15 protein-coding genes are annotated in these 15591 nt (G+C 74.0%); 9 read left to right on the top strand and 6 right to left on the bottom strand.

What is annotated here, in order from left to right:
• Positions 1 to 120: 120 nt before the first annotated feature.
• Entirely contained in the window at positions 121 to 525 is a 405-nt protein-coding gene (locus ADL08_RS13390) for a hypothetical protein (protein WP_053642488.1), read from the top strand.
• 20 nt (positions 526 to 545) lie between these two features.
• Here the strand turns inward: ADL08_RS13390 and ADL08_RS13385 are convergent, their stop codons facing one another.
• Positions 546 to 3005, bottom strand: coding sequence for a Tex family protein (locus ADL08_RS13385; protein WP_053642486.1), 2460 nt, complete (start codon positions 3003 to 3005; stop codon positions 546 to 548).
• A gap of 126 nt (positions 3006 to 3131) precedes the next feature.
• Entirely contained in the window at positions 3132 to 3998 is an 867-nt protein-coding gene (locus ADL08_RS13380) for an SCO6745 family protein (RefSeq protein ID WP_053642484.1), read from the bottom strand.
• Between the two features lie 194 nt (positions 3999 to 4192).
• Between ADL08_RS13380 and ADL08_RS13375 the strand changes: the two genes are divergently transcribed.
• Positions 4193 to 5164: a GlxA family transcriptional regulator gene (locus ADL08_RS13375; RefSeq protein WP_053642482.1), complete on the top strand. Its 972-nt coding sequence runs from the start codon at positions 4193 to 4195 to the stop codon at positions 5162 to 5164.
• A gap of 34 nt (positions 5165 to 5198) precedes the next feature.
• Complete coding sequence (locus tag ADL08_RS13370) at positions 5199 to 5837, top strand: DJ-1/PfpI family protein (protein ID WP_053642480.1); 639 nt, start codon at positions 5199 to 5201, stop codon at positions 5835 to 5837.
• 12 nt (positions 5838 to 5849) lie between these two features.
• Here ADL08_RS13370 and ADL08_RS13365 read toward each other — a convergent pair whose 3' ends face one another.
• Entirely contained in the window at positions 5850 to 6593 is a 744-nt protein-coding gene (locus ADL08_RS13365; RefSeq protein ID WP_053642478.1) for an enoyl-CoA hydratase/isomerase family protein, read from the bottom strand.
• Between the two features lie 120 nt (positions 6594 to 6713).
• Here ADL08_RS13365 and ADL08_RS13360 point away from each other — a divergent pair, with 120 nt between their 5' ends.
• Together ADL08_RS13360 and ADL08_RS13355 are read left to right on the top strand one after the other, a co-directional pair.
• On the top strand, positions 6714 to 7127 hold the full coding sequence (locus ADL08_RS13360; protein WP_078968141.1) for a hypothetical protein: 414 nt from the start codon (positions 6714 to 6716) through the stop codon (positions 7125 to 7127).
• A 130-nt stretch (positions 7128 to 7257) separates the two neighbouring features.
• Entirely contained in the window at positions 7258 to 7779 is a 522-nt protein-coding gene (locus tag ADL08_RS13355; protein ID WP_053642474.1) for an ATP-binding protein, read from the top strand.
• Here ADL08_RS13355 and idi read toward each other — a convergent pair.
• From idi to ADL08_RS13340, 3 genes are all read right to left on the bottom strand, one after another.
• Positions 7745 to 8365 carry an isopentenyl-diphosphate Delta-isomerase gene (gene idi, locus ADL08_RS13350; protein ID WP_053642472.1) on the bottom strand — a complete coding sequence of 207 codons (621 nt, stop codon included), beginning with the start codon at positions 8363 to 8365 and terminating at the stop codon, positions 7745 to 7747. The two genes, ADL08_RS13355 and idi, sit on opposite strands and share 35 nt — an antisense overlap.
• A gap of 151 nt (positions 8366 to 8516) precedes the next feature.
• Positions 8517 to 9689, bottom strand: coding sequence for a methyltransferase domain-containing protein (locus ADL08_RS13345; RefSeq protein WP_053642470.1), 1173 nt, complete (start codon positions 9687 to 9689; stop codon positions 8517 to 8519).
• 207 nt (positions 9690 to 9896) lie between these two features.
• Complete coding sequence (locus tag ADL08_RS13340) at positions 9897 to 10838, bottom strand: cation diffusion facilitator family transporter (RefSeq protein ID WP_053642468.1); 942 nt, start codon at positions 10836 to 10838, stop codon at positions 9897 to 9899.
• Between the two features lie 413 nt (positions 10839 to 11251).
• Between ADL08_RS13340 and ADL08_RS13335 the strand changes: the two genes are divergently transcribed.
• From ADL08_RS13335 to ADL08_RS13320, 4 genes are read left to right on the top strand one after another with little or no spacing between them, the layout of a single operon-like run.
• On the top strand, positions 11252 to 13048 hold the full coding sequence (locus tag ADL08_RS13335) for a DUF5941 domain-containing protein (RefSeq protein ID WP_053642466.1): 1797 nt from the start codon (positions 11252 to 11254) through the stop codon (positions 13046 to 13048).
• The gene (locus ADL08_RS13330; RefSeq protein ID WP_053642463.1) at positions 13045 to 13782 is read left to right on the top strand and encodes a sugar phosphate nucleotidyltransferase; all 738 of its coding nucleotides are present in this window, start codon (positions 13045 to 13047) and stop codon (positions 13780 to 13782) included. Before ADL08_RS13335 ends, ADL08_RS13330 begins: the two co-directional genes overlap by 4 nt.
• A complete protein-coding gene (locus ADL08_RS13325) occupies positions 13770 to 14831 on the top strand; it encodes an iron-containing alcohol dehydrogenase family protein (RefSeq protein ID WP_053642461.1) in 1062 nt (353 codons plus the stop codon). Before ADL08_RS13330 ends, ADL08_RS13325 begins: the two co-directional genes overlap by 13 nt.
• Entirely contained in the window at positions 14809 to 15588 is a 780-nt protein-coding gene (locus ADL08_RS13320) for a CDP-alcohol phosphatidyltransferase family protein (protein WP_078968137.1), read from the top strand. Before ADL08_RS13325 ends, ADL08_RS13320 begins: the two co-directional genes overlap by 23 nt.
• Positions 15589 to 15591: the final 3 nt, after the last annotated feature.

Here is a 15591-nt window from a genome sequence, read left to right as displayed (position 1 = left end):
CCCCGGCCCGGGCCGCCGCCTTGCACGGCCGCGACCCGGGCCGTGAACTGTACGGACACCGCTCTCCGCGGGGCGCGGCCGGCCCCGTCCCCGCGGACGGCACTCTTCAGGAGGCACCACATGACCGACGACGGCATCACCCGGCTCCTCGCGATGCTGGACGACCTCGACGCGGACGTCGACGCGACGATCGACCTCGCCGACGAGATCGCGGCGACGGGCGGCCCGGAGCTGCTGCCGCGTCTGGAGGCCGGGCTCGACCGGGCGGTCGAGGAGCGCAACGGCTACGCCCGCGAGCTGCTCGGCGGCGTCGTCGCGGGCGTCGGCGGCACCGGCAGCCTCCCGGTCCTGGTGCGGGCCTCCGCCGTCGACCTGGGCGACGACCAGGACGGCCTGGCCGCCGAGATCGTCGACCTGGTCCAGGCGGACCCGCAGACGGCCCGCGGCCTCCTCCAGCCCCTGACGGAGGACGACGACCTCGCCGTCGCCCACCGCGCCGACTGGGCCCTGCGCTTCCTGCCGTAACGCCCTCCCCCCGGCGGGCGCTATCGCCGCTTGCCGCCGCCCTCGCCCAGCAGGCCCGCCTTGCGGAGGGCGTCTGCCATCGCGCTGTTGGCGGGAGCGGGGGCCGCGCCCCGGTCCCGGCCGTTGCCGCCCCGGTCGCCCCGGTCGCCCCGGTCGCCCCGGTCTCCGCGCTCGGCCCGGCGACCGCCGCCGCCGCCCTGCCGCTGCTGCGGCGGCCTGCCGGAGCGCTCGCCCCGGTCGCCCTGGTTGCCCCGGTCGCCCCGCTCGCGCCGGGGGGCGCCGCCCGCCGCGTCCGCGCCCGGCTCGTCGTCGAGCCGCAGCGTCAGCGAGATCCGCTTGCGCGGGACGTCCACGTCGAGGACCTTCACCTTCACCACGTCGCCGGGCTTCACCACGTCGCGCGGGTCCTTCACGAAGGTCTTCGACATCGCGGACACGTGCACCAGCCCGTCCTGGTGCACGCCGACGTCCACGAACGCCCCGAACGCCGCCACGTTGGTGACGACGCCCTCCAGGACCATCCCGGACGCCAGGTCGCCGATCTTCTCGACGCCGTCCTTGAAGGTGGCCGTCCGGAACGCCGGACGCGGGTCGCGGCCCGGCTTCTCCAGCTCGCGGAGGATGTCCGTCACCGTCGGCAGACCGAAGGTCTCGTCCACGAAGTCGCCCGCCCGCAGCGAGCGCAGCGTGCCCGTGTCGCCGATCAGCGCCGCGACCTCGCCGCCCGTCGTCTTCGCCATCCGGCGCACCACCGGGTACGCCTCCGGGTGCACGGAGGAGGCGTCCAGCGGGTCCTCGCCGCCCCGGATGCGCAGGAAGCCCGCGCACTGCTCGTACGCCTTCGGGCCGAGCCGGGCCACGTCCTTGAGCGCCCTGCGGGAGCGGAAGGGACCGTTGGCGTCCCGGTGCGCGACGATGTTCTCCGCGAGACCGGAGCTGATGCCGGAGACGCGCGAAAGGAGCGGCGCGGAGGCGGTGTTGACGTCCACGCCGACGCCGTTCACACAGTCCTCGACCACCGCGTCCAGCGAGCGCGAGAGCTTCACCTCGGCGAGGTCGTGCTGGTACTGGCCGACGCCGATCGACTTCGGGTCGATCTTCACCAGCTCCGCCAGCGGGTCCTGGAGCCGCCGGGCGATGGAGACGGCGCCGCGCAACGACACGTCCAGGCCCGGGAGTTCCTGCGAGGCGAACGCGGAGGCCGAGTAGACCGAGGCGCCGGCCTCCGAGACCATCACCTTGGTCAGGTTCAACTCGGGGTGCTTGGCGATGAGTTCGGTCGCCAGCCGGTCGGTCTCGCGGGAGGCCGTGCCGTTGCCGATCGCGACCAGCTCGACCGCGTGCTCCTTCGCGAGCCGCGCGAGCGCCGCCAGGGCCTGGTCCCACTTGTTGGCGGGGACGTGGGGGTAGATCGTGTCGGTGGCCACGACCTTGCCGGTCGCGTCGACGACGGCGACCTTCACGCCCGTACGGAAACCGGGGTCGAGGCCCAGGGTCGCCCGGGTGCCGGCCGGGGCGGCGAGCAGCAGGTCGCGCAGGTTCGCCGCGAAGACCCGGACCGCCTCGTCCTCGGCGGCCGTCCGCAGCCGCAGCCGCAGGTCGATCCCGAGGTGGACCAGGATCCGGGTCCGCCAGGACCAGCGGACCGTGTCCTGGAGCCACTTGTCCCCGGGGCGCCCCCGGTCGGCGACGCCGAAGCGGTGCGCGACGATCCCCTCGTACGAGGAAGGGCCCTCGACGGGCTCCTCCGGCTCCAGCTCCAGGGCGAGCACGTCCTCCTTCTCGCCGCGCAGCATGGCGAGCACCCGGTGCGAGGGGAGCGCCGTGAACGGCTCCGCGAAGTCGAAGTAGTCCGCGAACTTCGCCCCGGGCCCCTCTTTGCTGTCGCCTTTGCCCTCGCGGACCTTCGACACCAGGCGGCCCCGGCCCCACATGCGCTCGCGCAGCTCGCCGATGAGGTCGGCGTCCTCGGAGAACTTCTCCGCGAGGATCGCCCGCGCGCCCTCCAGGGCCGCCGCCGCGTCCGCGACGCCCCTGTCCGGGTCCACGAAGCCCGCCGCGGACGCCGACGGCTCCACGGACGGATCCGCGAGCAGCCCCTCCGCCAGCGGCTCCAGACCGGCCTCGCGGGCGATCTGCGCCTTGGTCCGGCGCTTCGGCTTGAAGGGCAGGTAGATGTCCTCCAGGCGCGCCTTGGTGTCGGCGGCCCGGATCCGGGCCTCCAGCTCCTCCGTCAGCCTGCCCTGCTCGCGCACCGAGTCGAGGACCGCCGACCGGCGGTCCTCCAGCTCGCGCAGATAGCGCAGCCGCTCCTCCAGGGTGCGCAGCTGCGCGTCGTCGAGCGTCTCGGTCGCTTCCTTGCGGTAGCGCGCGATGAACGGCACGGTCGAACCGCCGTCGAGGAGCTCGACGGCTGCCCTCACCTGTCGCTCGCGTACGCCGAGCTCCTCGGCGATCCTTGCTTCGATGGACGTCGTCACGGTGTCCCGACTCGCCTTCTCGTGCCTCAAGCTTGCGACTGCATTGTGCCGGGTCGGTCACCCGGACGCGGCAACCGACCCGGCCCGGACGTCCTCGCGTGTTCCGCACGGCCCGCCGGCCGCCTCTCAGCCCTTGCCGACGAGGTCCTCCGGGAAGGCGCCCGCGGCCGCCGCCGCGAAGAGGAAGCCGCGCCCCAGCTCGGTGAGGCGCTCGACGCCGGCCGCGCCGAGGTGCTCGTACGGGGCGGTGTCCAGCCGGTCGGTGTGCTCCTCGAGCTCGGCGCGCAGGGCCGTCCCGGCCTCGGTCAGCTCGCCCTGGGCGTCGATCACGCCCCGGTCGCGCAGCCGCGCCACCGCCGCCTCCCAGTCGGTGCGCCGCCAGCCCCGGGAGCTGAGGGCCCAGCGCGGGGCCATGCCCCTGCCGGTGGCGGTGTGCGAGGCGAGGGCCTCGACGGGGTCGAGCCCGGCGGAGAGCAGGGCCGCGAGGTGCCCGTCGCCCCGGTGCTCGCGCAGCAGGGTGGCGGCGTGCCAGTAGGCGAGGTGGGGCTCCTCGGGGACCGGCAGGTCGGCGTTGGCCGAGTACAGGGGCCGGGCGTGCCGCGTGCAGGCCTCGGCGGCGCGCAGCGCCAGCTCCGCCGCCTCGCTCATCTCCGGGGAGGCGACGGCGTCCTCGCCGAGCAGCCGGCGCAGGGTGGTGTCGACGGTGCGCAGCCGCGCGGCCAGGACCTCGGCGGGGGAGGCGGTCTCCCACACGGCGGGCAGGTGCCGGGCGAGCAGCTCGTGGTTGTAGTTGTAGAAGGTCGCGGCGACCGTGCCCGCGCCCACCGCGCCGAGCGGGGCGCTGCGGGCGGCGAGCCGCATCGCGCTCGGGTCGGTGAAGCCGAGGGCGGAGAACTCGCGGTCCAGGTCGGGCGAGAAGTACAGCGAGGAGTGCAGCGGGTTCAGGGCGTTGTGGCAGCGGCGTCCGGCGCGCGGCGGCAGGGCATTCGTCATGCCCCGAACGTTACCGACTGGTCGGTACGACGGGAACAGGCGCACCCCCCTCCACTGACGACGGCGACAGGACCGACGACGGCGATGGCAGGAGCAGCGACGGCGACGACGGCGACAGGACCGACGACGGCGACGGCAGGAAAGGTGGGGTCCTCGTCCTTGTGGACACCCTCTGCCCCGCCAAGGATGGAGCCATGCCACAGCGCCCCGTCCTCGTCGTCCTCTTCGACGGCGTCCTGAGCCTCGACGTCTCCGGACCCGTCGAGGTGTTCGCCGGTGCCGGCCGGGCCACCGGGGACCCGTCCGCCTACCCGATCCGCACGGCCTCCCCGGACGGCGGCCCGGTCCGCACGCAGAGCGGGCTGCGCCTGCTCCCCGACACCACGCTCGCGGACGCCGTCGCCGACGGCCCGCCGCACACCCTGGTGGTCCCCGGCGGCGAGGGCACCCGGACGCCCGACCCGGCGCTGATCGACTGGCTGCGGACGCACGGCCCGCGCGCCCGGCGCCTGGTCTCCGTCTGCACCGGGGCGCTGCTCCTCGCCGAGGCCGGACTCCTCGACGGACACCGGGCGACCACCCACTGGAACGCCTGCGAACACCTCGCCCGCCGCTACCCCGGGGTCGACGTGGACCCCGACCCGATCTTCGTACGGGACGGGCGCGTCTCCACCTCGGCCGGGGTCACCGCCGGGATCGACCTGGCGCTCGCCCTGGTCGAGGAGGACCTCGGCCGGGACGCCGCCCTCACCGTCGCCCGCCACCTGGTCGTGTTCCTGCGCCGCCCCGGCAACCAGGCCCAGTTCAGCGTCCAGCTGTCCGCCCAGACCGCCCGCCGGGAGCCGCTGCGCGACCTCCAGCACTGGATCACCGAGCACCCGGACGCGGACCTCTCCGTCGAGGCGCTCGCCGCCCGCGTCCGGCTCTCGCCCCGCCACTTCGCCCGCGCCTTCCACGCCGAGACGGGCACGCCCCCCGGCCGCTACGTCGACCGGGTCCGGCTCGAACACGCCCGCCGCCTCCTGGAGGACACCTCGCTCGGCGTCGAGGAGGTCGCCCGCGCCTCGGGCTACGGGACGCCGGAGGCGATGCGCCGCGCCTTCCTCAAGGCCCTGGAGACCGCCCCGGCGGAGTACCGCCGCCGTTTTCACGTTCCCGTCCGCTGAACCCGCCCCCCACCACCTACCGAGAGGAACCCCCGTGCAGATCGCCGTCCTTCTCCACGACCGGTTCACCGCCCTCGACGCCGTCGGACCGTACGAGCTGCTCGCCCGGCTCCCCGGCGCCGAGACCGTCTTCGTGGCCAAGGAGCGCGGCCCGGTCCGCAACGACCAGGACAGCCTCGCCCTCGTCGCCGACCGGACCCTCGCCGAGGTCCCGGCCCCGGACATCGTCCTCGTGCCCGGCGGCCCCGACGTCCGGGCGGCCATGGACGACCCTGAGGTCCTCGACTGGCTCCGCGCGGCCGACGCCACCAGCACCTGGACCACCTCCGTCTGCACCGGCTCGCTGGTCCTCGCCGCCGCGGGCCTGCTCGACGGCCGCCGGGCGACCACCCACTGGCTCGCCTTCGACGAGCTGCGGGCCCTCGGCGTCGAGCCCACCGGCGAGCGGGTCGTCTTCGACGGCAAGTACGTCACCGCCGCCGGGGTCTCCTCCGGCATCGACATGGCGCTCCACCTGCTCGGCCGGATCGCCGGGGACGAGACGGCCCAGACGGTCCAGCTGCTCACCGAGTACGACCCCCAGCCGCCCTACGACGCGGGCTCGCCGGAGAAGGCCCCGGCCGAACTCGTCGCGAAGTGGCGCGCGGAGGCCGGACGGACGGGGACCGAGTAGCCCGTACGGGGCTCAGATTCCGTACGTGAAGCGGGGCGGGCGGCGCTCCAGGAAGGCGGCGACGCCCTCCGCGGCGTCGCCGCTGCCGCGCGCCTGCTCCGCCCAGTGCCCGTCCCGGTCCGCGCGCCCGTCGGCGAACTCCTTGGCCGCCGCCTGGGTGAGCAGCGAGCGGGAGGCGAGCACCCGGCAGAAGGTCTCCACCCGCTCGTCCAGTTCGCCCACCGGGTGGAGCTCGTCCACGAGCCCCGTCCGCAGCGCCCGCTCCGCGTCGATCAGTTCGCCGGAGAACAGCAGGTACTTGGCGGCCGAGGGGCCCACGAGGGCGGCGAGGCGGCGGGTCGACGAGGACGGGTAGACGATGCCGAGCTTCGCGGGGGTGATCCCGAAGCGGGCGCCCTCCTCGGCGAACCGCAGGTCGCAGGCGGCCGCCAGCTGACTGCCGCCCCCGACGCAGAAGCCCCGGACGGCCGCCAGGGTCGGCTTGGGGAAGGCCGCGAGGGCCTCCTCCGCCCGTACCGCCAGGCTCTGCTGCTCGTCCCCGGGCTCCCGCAGCGCCGAGATGTCCGCCCCGGCGCAGAAGGTGTCGCCCTCGCCGGTCAGCACCAGGACCCGGACCTCCGGGTCGGCGGCGAGCCGCTCCAGGACGTCCGGCAGGGCGCGCCACATGCCGGCGCTCATCGCGTTGCGCTTGGCGGGGTTGGCGATGACGACGGTGGCGATCCCGTCCGTGACGCTGGCCTTCAGCTGCGGCTCCATGGGCCGGATGCTATCCGGCGCGCCCGAACGTACGATCAGGAAGGGGTCGCCCTGCCGAGGAGGCACCGGATGGCCGAGGACCACCGCGAGGCGGAGGCCGTCCCCGATCCGGCCGGAGAGATGCGGCGCCGGGGCAAGGAGTTCGACCGCGGCTTCGGTCGGCTCGCCGTGCTCGGCGCCCTGCTCGTGGTCGGCGGGATCGTCGGCCTGGTCCACACGGGCGCCGCCACCCTGACCTCGATGCTGCTCTTCGGCTGGACCCTCCTCCAGGGGGCCTTCGGCCTGCTGCTCGGTCTGCTCGCCCTGTTCGACTGGCCGCACAGCAGCTGGTACGTCCTCGGGGCCTTCTTCTCGCTCGCGCTGCTCTTCGACGGCCTCGGCCTGATCGCGATCGGGGTGGGGGGCCGACGGATCGTCAGTATGGTGACCCCGCCGGAGCCGGTTTCCGGTCCCGCCCCGAAGCCGCCTCGGGGGTCCTCCGCGGAGCCCTTTCCGGAGTCCTCAGAAAGCGTGCGCAATCGGTCGAACAACTGACATCGGCATACTCACCCGATCAGAAGGCGGCCGATAAGTGTCGACTTCTGGTCAGTAGGCCGGTCCGCCCCCGCGCATTGCCAAGACTCGATCCGTGGCGAGAATCGAGCACGAGGGCGGGAACCGGACGGTGGAGCCCAGCGAAAGCGGCCCCACCCGGCACCCGTCCTACGAAGGAGTCTGGCGCTTCACCGCTGCCGCGGTCGACGTCTCCGTCCCGCAGGCCCGGCACGCCGTGCGCGACCTGCTGGTCCGCCAGGGCGTCCCCCTCCACGACGAGATCATGGACGGCCTGCTGCTGATCGTCTCCGAGCTGGTCACCAACGCCGTGCGGCACGCGGCGCTGCTGTCCCCGGAGATAGCGGTCGAGGTGGCGATCGGCCCCGAGTGGATCCGGGTGTCCGTCGAGGACAACCACCCCTACCGTCCCAAGGCCCTGGAGGCCGACTGGGGTCAGACCGGCGGCCGGGGCCTGCTCCTGGTCCGCGAGATCGCCCAGGAGGCCGGCGGCGCCTGCGACGTCGAGCACACCGCGAGCGGCGGCAAGATCATCTGGGCGGCACTGCCCCTGGCCCCGGCGGCCCCGGAGCCGGGAGCGGCGCCGCACGAGCCGGTGGTCACCAGCCCCCGGACGGACCCGTCAACTCCCTGACGGCCGGACGCGCCGCGTCGAGCACCGTCATGAACCAGGCGGAGAACGGCGCGGCGGCGTGCCGCTCGGCCAGCTCGGCCGGGGTCACGAAGACGGTGTCCTCGATCTCCTCCGGGTCCGGGCGCGGCTCGGCCTGCACCATGCCGACGAAGAGGTGGTTGAACTCCTGCTCCACCAGGCCCGAGGCCGGGTCCGGGTGGTTGTAGCGGACCGTGCCGGCCTCCGCGAGCAGCGAGGGCGAGACGCCCAGCTCCTCGAAGGTGCGCCGGGCCGCCGCCGCGAACGGGGCCTCGCCCGGGTAGGGGTGGCCGCAGCAGGTGTTCGACCAGACGCCGGGCGAGTGGTACTTGCCGAGCGCCCGCCGCTGGAGGAGCAGCCGGCCCGACTCGTCGAAGAGGAAGACGGAGAAGGCGCGGTGCAGCTGGCCCGGTGCCCGGTGGGCGGCGAGCTTCTCCGCCGTGCCGATCGTCCTCCCGTCCTCGTCGACGAGTTCGAGCATGATCGGGGCCGGGTCTCCGGACGGCTGGACACCGTTCGACGCGATCTCCGGCGAGATCTGAGCCGCGGTGGCTGGTGTGGTCGGCATACCCATCCTTCGCTTCGGTCCTCGGCCCGGTGGGGCCCCCTCAGTCTGCCGTACAAAAGCGGCTTGTCCGTACTTCGGCGGCCGGACGCGCCCGCTCCCGCCGCCCCGGAGCGCGTCCCGGGGCGGCGGGAGCGGAGCGGACCCGGGGGCGCTACCCCCCGAAAGCCGCCGGATGTACCAGCGCGCCCCGGGGAACGGGCGCGGAGCCGTCCGGGACGAGCGCCCTCATCGCCTCGTCCGGAACCTCGAAACCTGGCCTGATTCCATACGCGGACGCCCGTTCGAACCCGAACCGGGGGCAGTACTCGGGACGGCCCAGGACGAGCACCGGGGTCTCGCCCCGCAGCCGGGCCGCGTCGAGGACCGCCCGGACGACGGCCTGCCCGGCCCCCGTCCGCTGGTGCCCGGGCGCCACCGCGACCGGGGCGAGCGCCGCCGCCGGGGCGCCGCCCACCCGGAGCGCGTCGGCCGGATCGGCCTCCGCCTCCGAACCGAAGGCCGCCGCCTCGACCCGCCGGACCTCCGCCTCCTCGCCGGCGGCCTCCGGCCGGGTGCGCCGGCGCGGAGCGGCGGGCCGGAGCACGAAACCGGCGTAGCCGTAGTCGGAGCCGTGCGCGCGCCGCAGCGCGATCTCGGCGCGGGCCCCGGCGACCGCCTCGGCCATGCCGGGCACGGAGGTGTCGGCCGCCTCGGCGCGGACGGCCAGCGGACCGTAGTACTCGTCCCAGTCGCCCTCCGGCTGGGTGAGGGTCCCCAGGACGTGGTAGCCGGCCGCGACCGCGGCCGCCGCGTTCCCGGTGACGGTACGGAGCGGATGGTGCTCGTCCCAGAAGGCGCGGGCCGCCGGGTCCGGCTCCCCGGTGGTCCACACGCACTCGGTGAGCACGAGCGTGCCGCCGGGCGCGAGGAGGCGGCGCCACTCGGCGAGGGCCCGGTCGAAACCGAGCACGAAGACGGAGCTCTCGGCCCAGACGAGGTCGAAGGAGCCGTCGGGGAACGGCAGGGCGCCCATGTCGGCGCGCAGGGCGCGGACGCGGCCGCTCCCGGGGACGGAGCCGTCGAGTCCGCGCGCGGCGGCGCACTCCCGCAGCTCGGCGAGGAACGGCTCGTGGGTGTCGACGGCGGTCACCTCGGCGCCCGCCTCGGCGGCCAGCAGCAGCGCCGAACGGCCCGGGCCGCACCCCAGGTCGAGCACGCGCGGACGCGCGGGAAGCGGCCCCGCGAGCGCGAGGAGCCGGCGGGTGGTGGTGTCGGAGCCCGGACCCTGGCGCGGCAGGCCGTGGCGCAGGGCGAAGAAGGAATCGTGCGGGGCGTTGTCGGACAACGTGGGAGACCCTTGGGTGAGAGGGCCCCGGCCGACGACGTGACGTACCGGTGCGAGCACCGGGATCAGGTCAGCCGGAGACCCGGAGGCTGAGGGACGACCGGGCGCTGCCGCACGGGGCAGCCTCCATCGCGACGGTCATCGACCCCAGCTCCTCTCACCACACGTTCGTACGAAAAGACTAACAGGCGCTCAGGTGCGCCCGTACTACAGGCAGAGCTTCGCCTCGTGCTCCGCGTGGCCCACCGGTTCCAGCTGGAAGGTGCAGTGCTCCACGTCGAAGTGCGAGCCCAGGCAGCCCTGGAGCGCGTGCAGCATCTTCTCGTGCCCCACCGAGTCAAGGGCCCCCTGGTCGACGACCACGTGCGCCGAGAGGACCGGCATCCCCGAGGTGATCGTCCAGGCGTGCAGGTCGTGCACGTCCTCGACCCCCGGCAGGTCCAGTATGTGCGCCCGCACCTCCGCCATGTCGACGCCCTTGGGGGCCGCCTCCAGGAGGACGTCCAGGGTCTCCCGCAGCAGCTTGACCGTCCGGGGGACGATCATGAGGCCGATCGCGATCGAGGCGATCGGGTCGGCGTACTGCCATCCCGTGGTCAGGATCACCGTCGCCGCGACGATCACCGTGACCGAGCCCAGCGCGTCCGCGAGCACCTCCAGGTACGCCCCGCGCACGTTGAGGCTCTCCTGCTGGCCCCGCACGAGCAGGGACAGCGAGATCACGTTGGCGACCAGGCCGACCGCCGCGAACGCGATGGCGAGGCCGCCCTTGGTCTCGGCCGGTTCGACGAACCGCTGGACCGCCTCGTACAGCACGTAGCCGCCGACGACGAGCAGCAGCAGGCAGTTGGCGAGCGCCGCCAGGATCTCGGCCCGCGCGTAGCCGAAGGTGCGGTTCCCCGAGGGCGGCCGGTTGGCGAAGTGGATCGCCAGGAGCGCCATCGCGAGGCCGACCGCGTCGGTCGCCATGTGGGCCGCGTCCGCGATCAGCGCGAGCGAGTCCGCGACCAGGCCGCCGATGATCTCGATCACCATCACGGAGAGCGTGATGCCGAGTGCGATCCGCAGCCGGTTCCGGTACGCGGCCCCCGCGGTGCCCGTCGGCGGCGGGCCCCCGTGAGCGTGCCCGTGATCGTGTCCAGCCCCCATGACATGGCCTCCCGGTCGCGTCGTCCGTATGCCCCGGTGCGCAAGTCAACTACGGGTGGGGGGTATGCGCAACACGGCACTGAACACCGTTGTCATATGCTCTGACCTGCGGTGATGTCGTCCGGACGGGGAGTGTGGGGAAACGCCTGGAAGGAGGCCCCGCCAGGGCGCGCGACCGGGGTTTGTGGGGCGGGCGGGCGATCACCCATCATGATCTCCGGCGGGCGGGGCGCATCCGGACGGACACCGGCGGGCCCGGGGGAGTCCTGCCCGCGAAGCCTCGGTGAACTGTCCTTCTGTTCATCGGATAGCCTCAGCCGACGTGTCGCCGCCCGGTGCCGGGCCGCACCGCCGTGCCCGGGGCCGCCATGGGCCCCGCCGGCCCCTCCGTCAGCTCCAAGGAGTGAGTTCGTCTGTCGACCGCCATCCTCACCGGCCCGCCGGCACCCGGATCCTCGCTCGACGGTGATCTGCGGTCGCTCGGCTTCGACGTCCGGATCGCCTCCGGCGCCGAGGAGGCCGGCGCCCTGCTGGCCGCCGTCCCGGCGGGCGAGCGCGTCGCGCTCGTCGACCCCCGGTTCGTCGGCCATGTGCACGCGCTGCGCCTCGCCCTCACCGACCCCCGGTTCCCGGCCGCCGCGGCGCCCGGCGCGCTCACCGCGCAGAGCGGGGCCCGCCCCGCCCTGACCCGCGCCCTGAGCGGCGCCCGCACGGCCCCCGGCGCCGCCGACGACCTCCCCGGCACCCTCGCCGACGCCCTCGACGCCGACGGCGTCGCCGTGCACCGGCCCCAGCTCGGCACCCTCGTCGCCACCGTGCCCACCGACGCCGGGGCCCGCCACGCGGCGCGCGCCGCCGTCGAGGCCGTCGACGACGAGGCCGTACGCCTCCGCTCGGCCGTGAAGGCCCACGACGGCTTCTTCACCACCTTCTTCATCAGCCCGTACTCGCGCTACATCGCCCGCTGGTGCGCGCGCCGCGGACTGACCCCCAACCAGGTCACCACCGCCTCGCTGCTCACCGCCCTGATCGCGGCCGGCTGCGCGGCGACCGGCGAGCGCGGCGGCTACGTCGCCGCCGGCGTCCTCCTCCTCGTCTCCTTCGTCCTGGACTGCACCGACGGGCAGCTCGCCCGCTACGCGCTGAAGTACTCGACGATGGGCGCCTGGCTCGACGCCACCTTCGACCGCGCCAAGGAGTACGCCTTCTACGCGGGCCTCGCCCTCGGCGCCGCCCGCGACGGCGACGACGTCTGGGCCCTCGCCCTCGGCGCCATGGTCCTGATGACCTGCCGGCACGTCGTGGACTTCTCCTTCAACGAGGCGAACCACGACGCCACCGCCAACACGAGCCCCACCGCGGCCCTCTCCGGCCGCCTCGACAGCCTCGGCTGGACCGTCTGGGCCCGCCGCATGATCATCCTGCCGATCGGCGAGCGCTGGGCGATGATCGCCGTCCTCACCGCCGTCACCAGCCCCCGGATCGTCTTCTGGGCGCTGATCGTCGGCTGCGCCTTCGGCGCCTGCTACACCACCGCGGGCCGCGTCCTGCGCTCCCTGACCCGCAAGGCGAAGAGGACCGACCGGGCCGCCCGGGCGCTCGCCGACCTGGCGGACTCCGGACCGCTCGCCCGGATCGCGAGCCGGCTCCTCGGCCGCTCCGGACTCCAGCTGCTCCCCGGGGTCGTCGCCGCCTTCGCCGGCACCGGCGCCCTGATCGCCGCCGTCCTCGGCCGCCCCTTCGGGGACGGGGGGACCGTCGTCGCCGCGGGCCTCTACGTGCTGTTCGCCGGCGTCGCCGTCACCCGCCCCCTCAAGGGCGCCCTCGACTGGCTCGTACCGCCGCTCTTCCGCGCCGCCGAGTACACCACCGTCCTCGTCCTGGCCGCCCGCTCCGACTCCCCGGGGGCCCTCCCGGCGGCGTTCGGGCTGGTCGCGGCGGTCGCCTACCATCACTACGACACGGTGTACCGCATTCGCGGCGGCACCGGCGCGCCGCCCGCCTGGCTGGTGCGCGTCACCGGCGGACACGAGGGGCGCACGCTCCTGGTGACCGTCCTCGCCGCCCTCCTCGCGGGCCGCGGCGACGACTTCACCCTGGCACTGACCGCCCTCGCGGTCGCCGTCGCCCTGGTGGTGCTCGTGGAGTCCATCCGCTTCTGGGTCTCCGCCGGAGCACCCGCCGTTCACGACGAAGGAGAAACAGCATGATCGGTCTCGTACTGGCAGCCGGTGCCGGACGGCGTCTGCGCCCCTACACCGACACCCTTCCGAAGGCCCTCGTGCCGGTCGACGGGGACACCACGATCCTCGACCTGACCCTGAAGAACTTCGCCGAGATCGGCCTCACCGAGGTCGCGATCGTCGTCGGCTACCGCAAGGAGGCCGTCTACGACCGCAAGGAGGCCCTGGAGGAGACGTACGGGCTGAAGATCACCCTCGTCGACAACGACAAGGCCGAGGAGTGGAACAACGCCTACTCCCTGTGGTGCGCCCGTGACGTCCTCAAGCGCGGTGTGATCCTCGCCAACGGCGACACCGTCCACCCCGTCTCCGTCGAGAAGACCCTGCTCGCCGCCCGCGGGAACGGGCAGAGGATCATCCTCGCCCTCGACACGGTGAAGAGCCTCGCCGACGAGGAGATGAAGGTCATCACCGCCGAGGGCGAGGGCGTCCGGCGGATCACCAAGCTCATGGACCCGGCGACCGCCACCGGCGAGTACATCGGCGTCACCCTGATCGAGGCCGAGGCCGCCGAGGAGCTCGCCGACGCCCTCAAGGCCACCTTCGAGCGCGACCCCGACCTCTACTACGAGGACGGCTACCAGGAGCTGGTCAACCGCGGCTTCACCGTCGACGTGGCCCCCATCGGCGACGTCAAGTGGGTCGAGATCGACAACCACGACGACCTCGCGAAGGGCCGTGAGATCGCGTGCCAGTACTGACCCGGCTGATCCCGTCGCCGGTCGTCGTCGACATCCGCGGGGGAGCGCTGGACGACCTGTCCGCGCTCCTCGCGGACCAGCGGATCTCCAGCAACGGCAAGATCGCCGTCGCCATCAGCGGGGGCTCCGGCCTCAAGCTGCGCGACCGGTTCGCCGCCGAGCTGCCCGGGGCCGACTGGTACCCGGTCGCCGGCGGCACCATCGACGAGGCCGTGAAGCTCGCCGACGCCATGCGCGGCAAGCGGTACGACGCGGTGGTGGCCCTCGGCGGCGGCAAGATCATCGACGTGACCAAGTACGCGGCGGCCCGGGTCGGGCTGCCGCTGGTGGCCATCGCCACCAACCTGTCGCACGACGGCATCTGCTCCCCGATCTCCACCCTGGACAACGACAACGGGCGCGGCTCCTACGGCGTCCCCACCCCGATCGCCCTCGTCATCGACCTGGACGTGATCAGGGACGCCCCGGCGCGCTTCGTCCGCTCCGGCATCGGCGACGCGATCTCCAACCTCTCCGCCATCGCGGACTGGGAGCTCTCCCACCGGGAGACCGGCGAGAAGGTCGACGGACTCGCCGCCGCCATGGCCCGCAGCGCGGGCGAGGCGGTGCTCCGCCACCCCGGCGGCATCGGCGACGACGACTTCCTCGTCACCCTCTCCGAGGGCCTGGTGATGTCCGGCATCGCCATGTCGATCAGCGGCGACAGCCGCCCCTCCTCGGGCGCCTGCCACGAGATCAGCCACGCCTTCGACCTGCTCCACCCGGACCGCGCCGCCAGCCACGGCGAGCAGTGCGGCCTCGGAGCGGCCTTCGCCATGCACCTGCGCGGTGCCCGCGAGGAGGCCGGACTGATCGTCGAGACGCTGCGCCGGCACGGCCTGCCCGTCACGCCGGAGGAGATGGGCTTCACCGTGGACGAGTTCGTCCAGGCGGTGTCCTTCGCCCCGCAGACCCGGCCGGGCCGCTTCACCATCCTCGAACACCTCGACCTGTCCGACGACGAGATCAGGGACGCGTACGCCGACTATGCACAAGCCATCGGTAGCTGAGCTCCGGCCGGTCGTCCACCCCCCGGGGGTGAAGGACCGGCGCAGCGGCGAGCACTGGGGCGGCCGCCTCTACATGCGGGAGATCTCGCTCCGGATCACCCGGCAGCTGGCGAACACCCGGGTCACCCCCAACCAGCTGACCTACCTGATGACCGTCTTCGGCGTGCTCGCCGCCCCGGCGCTCCTCGTGCCGGGCATCCCGGGCGCCGTCCTCGGCGTGCTCATGGTCCAGCTCTACCTGCTGCTCGACTGCGTCGACGGCGAGCTGGCCCGCTGGAAGAAGCAGTTCTCGCTCGGCGGCGTCTACCTGGACCGGGTCGGCGCCTACCTGTGCGACGCGGCGGTCCTCGTCGGCTTCGGCCTGCGCGCCGCCGACCTGTGGGGCACCGGGCGGATCGACTGGCTGTGGGCCTTCCTGGGCACCCTCGCGGCCCTCGGTGCCATCCTGATCAAGGCCGAGACCGACCTCGTCGGCGTCGCACGCCACCAGGGCGGCCTCCCGCCCGTCAAGGAGTCCGCCGCCGAGCCGCGCTCCTCCGGCATGGCGCTGGCCCGCCGGGCCGCCGCCGCGCTCAAGTTCCACCGGCTGGTCCTCGGGATCGAGGCCTCCCTGCTCATCCTGGTCCTCGCGATCGCCGACCAGGTCAGGGGCGACCTCTTCTTCTCCCGGCTCGGCGTCGCCGTCCTCGCCGGCATCGCCCTGCTCCAGACCGTGCTGCACCTGGTGTCGATCATGGTCTCCAGCAGGCTGAAGTGAGGC

This window comes from Streptomyces sp. NRRL F-6492 (assembly GCF_001280125.1).
GTDB lineage: Bacteria > Actinomycetota > Actinomycetes > Streptomycetales > Streptomycetaceae > Streptomyces.
Note: the sequence above shows the minus strand (reverse complement) of the source record. Positions and strands in the feature narration are given on the sequence as shown.

Excerpts from the sequence above, each read along its gene's own strand:
- ADL08_RS13390 (WP_053642488.1), top strand. The coding sequence starts at position 121 with ATGACCGACGACGGCATCACCCGGCTCCTCGCGATGCTGGACGACCTC.
- ADL08_RS13380 (WP_053642484.1), bottom strand. The coding sequence starts at position 3,998 with ATGACGAATGCCCTGCCGCCGCGCGCCGGACGCCGCTGCCACAACGCC.
- ADL08_RS13375 (WP_053642482.1), top strand. The coding sequence starts at position 4,193 with ATGCCACAGCGCCCCGTCCTCGTCGTCCTCTTCGACGGCGTCCTGAGC.
- ADL08_RS13365 (WP_053642478.1), bottom strand. The coding sequence starts at position 6,593 with ATGGAGCCGCAGCTGAAGGCCAGCGTCACGGACGGGATCGCCACCGTC.
- ADL08_RS13360 (WP_078968141.1), top strand. The coding sequence starts at position 6,714 with ATGCGGCGCCGGGGCAAGGAGTTCGACCGCGGCTTCGGTCGGCTCGCC.
- idi (WP_053642472.1), bottom strand. The coding sequence starts at position 8,365 with ATGCCGACCACACCAGCCACCGCGGCTCAGATCTCGCCGGAGATCGCG.
- ADL08_RS13340 (WP_053642468.1), bottom strand. The coding sequence starts at position 10,838 with ATGGGGGCTGGACACGATCACGGGCACGCTCACGGGGGCCCGCCGCCG.
- ADL08_RS13330 (WP_053642463.1), top strand. The coding sequence starts at position 13,045 with ATGATCGGTCTCGTACTGGCAGCCGGTGCCGGACGGCGTCTGCGCCCC.
- ADL08_RS13320 (WP_078968137.1), top strand. The coding sequence starts at position 14,809 with ATGCACAAGCCATCGGTAGCTGAGCTCCGGCCGGTCGTCCACCCCCCG.